General features: G+C 43.7%; 2 protein-coding genes. Both read left to right on the plus strand.

Going from position 1 to position 2,193, the window contains the following annotated elements; all coding sequences use genetic code 11:
• The first annotated feature begins 260 nt into the window (after nt 1–260).
• Nucleotides 261–842, plus strand: coding sequence for a Crp/Fnr family transcriptional regulator (locus VF500_RS27405; RefSeq protein ID WP_330862713.1), 582 nt, complete (start codon nt 261–263; stop codon nt 840–842).
• A gap of 176 nt (nt 843–1,018) precedes the next feature.
• The gene (locus tag VF500_RS27410; RefSeq protein WP_330862714.1) at nt 1,019–1,885 is read left to right on the plus strand and encodes an alpha/beta hydrolase; all 867 of its coding nucleotides are present in this window, start codon (nt 1,019–1,021) and stop codon (nt 1,883–1,885) included.
• Nucleotides 1,886–2,193: the final 308 nt, after the last annotated feature.

Here is a 2,193-nt window from a genome sequence, read left to right on the forward strand (position 1 = left end):
CCTCAGAGAGGCCTCCTGTTTATAGATAATTAAAAAAAATAGTCGACTCCAGCGGGGTCTCCTAATTATAAACTTGATTTCTCAACCCTGTTTAGTGCACATTTAGATTTTGTGGGTAAACTTAAACCCAAGGGAGGGAATTAAAAAACTGCCAACCACTTAACCTAATACCCCGAATCATTGCCGAATAACCCAAGTTTTACAATTGGTAAACAGGCTTTGTGTTTCCTGCTATATCTATTTGATTAGCTTTGCTGAACATGTTTGAGGCCTTCGAAAAGTACTTACGCCAATGGGTTGAAATTTCTGACGAGGAGATGGAGCTGATCCGTGCCGCGAGTGTGGAAAGAAAGATCCGTAAGTGGCAATCTATTTTACACGAAGGTGAAGTATGGAAGATCACTTGTTTTATCACCACGGGCTGTTTTCGCCTGTACCGGTTTAGTGCCGATGGAACTGACCATACGCTGAGGTTCGGCGTGGAAAACTGGTGGATCAGCGATCAGGAAAGCTATAATCATGAAAAACCTTCCGAATATAACATTGAAGCTTTAGCAGCCAGTTCAGTTATTATTTGGACCAAGGAGAAGTGGGAAGAGCTAAAGGAAATCATCCCCGCGTTGAAACTATTCAATGAAAAACTGTTGGCGCGGGGATATGAAACCAGTCAGCAGCGGATCTATTCGCTGATCAGCAATTCGGCCGAAGAAAAATATCTTGAGTTTCAAAAAACATATCCCAAAGTGTTCAATAGCGTCCCCCTGCATATGGTTGCCTCTTATCTCGGTATCTCCCGTGAAACCTTAAGCCGTATCCGAAAAGACTTCACCCGGCGCGATTAACTAAATAAGCACTGTCCCTTCTCTAAATATTTCCGGTTTTATTGCAGAAAGCGTGACAAATGTCAACGCCATTTTGTGTCATATGGCTTCTTTTCCGGAAGACGTTACGCCCCACCTTTGTTCTGTTGCCCGGCAGTTCGGGTAAATAATTTAAACAAAAATTTTTCAGTAAAATCATGAAAACTAATATCGAATACACCGCATCAACCGTCCCTACTCAGTTTGTATCTGTAAATGGTACTCCATTCGCTTACCGTCGTTTCGGCAACAAAGCAGGTTTGCCGCTGGTACATCTTCAGCACTTTACCGGTACCATGGAAAACTGGGACCCTAAAGTATTAGATGCGCTGGCCCGGGAGCGTGAGATCATCATTTTTAACAACAGGGGCGTTGCAAGCACCGGCGGCGAAACACCTGACAGTATAGCGGCAATAGCTCAAGATGCCGCTGCGTTTATTGACGCGCTTGGTTTAAAAAAGATCGATCTTCTGGGTTTTTCCATGGGAGGCATGGTAGCTCAACAGGTCACACTTGACAGGCCCGAGCTCGTTAATAAATTGATCTTACTGGGCACAGCCCCACGCGGCGGCCACGAAATTGACGATTTTACCCCGGAGGTTTGGGCCATTTTTGCAAAAGAATTTCCTTCTGAATACGAGATCTTGCTGGAAACCTTGTTTTCGCCAACCCCAACCAGTCAACAAGCAGCTAATGAATTTTTGAGCAGGGTAAAAAATGGCAGAACCGAAAATCGCGATAGTAAGATCAGCGAGCAGGTAGCCCCCGCGCAATCGGCCGCAATTAAAGGCTGGGCCAATATTAACCCTGGTGATTATACTTATTTGAAGGCCATCAAACAGCCAGTGTTCGTATTAACGGGGCACAATGATATTATATTCCCTACCGTTAATTCATTTTTGCTCCAACAGAATTTGCCCGATGCACAACTGATCATCTACCCGGATTCCAATCACGGCGCGCAATATCAGTTCCCCGGGCTATTTGTTAAGCAACTGACCGCTTTTCTTGAGGACATAAGGTAAACGACAGGCAAAAGAACGCCTCTTAATATCATCTTAAAGTAAGAAACCCGGTACTGGCCGGAATCCTCAAATATCTGGCGCTTTAGGTTAACTGAAAAGAAAAATGCGTGCCTACTTTTACATAAGCAAAAAGACAAGACAGATTTGATTAATTAAGATGGCGACTAAAATTGGAACGAAATTCATCATAGGAAACGAGCAAGGGATTAACGACTTGCTCGTTATAACTACAGCAATTGCGGGAGAGCGGTTTAAAGGAAAAGTTCCCGATCAGGAACTTGAAAATTATATCGATGCAAATTTTAGTA

It is taken from the genome of Mucilaginibacter sp. (genome assembly GCF_036383575.1).
Lineage (GTDB): Bacteria > Bacteroidota > Bacteroidia > Sphingobacteriales > Sphingobacteriaceae > Mucilaginibacter.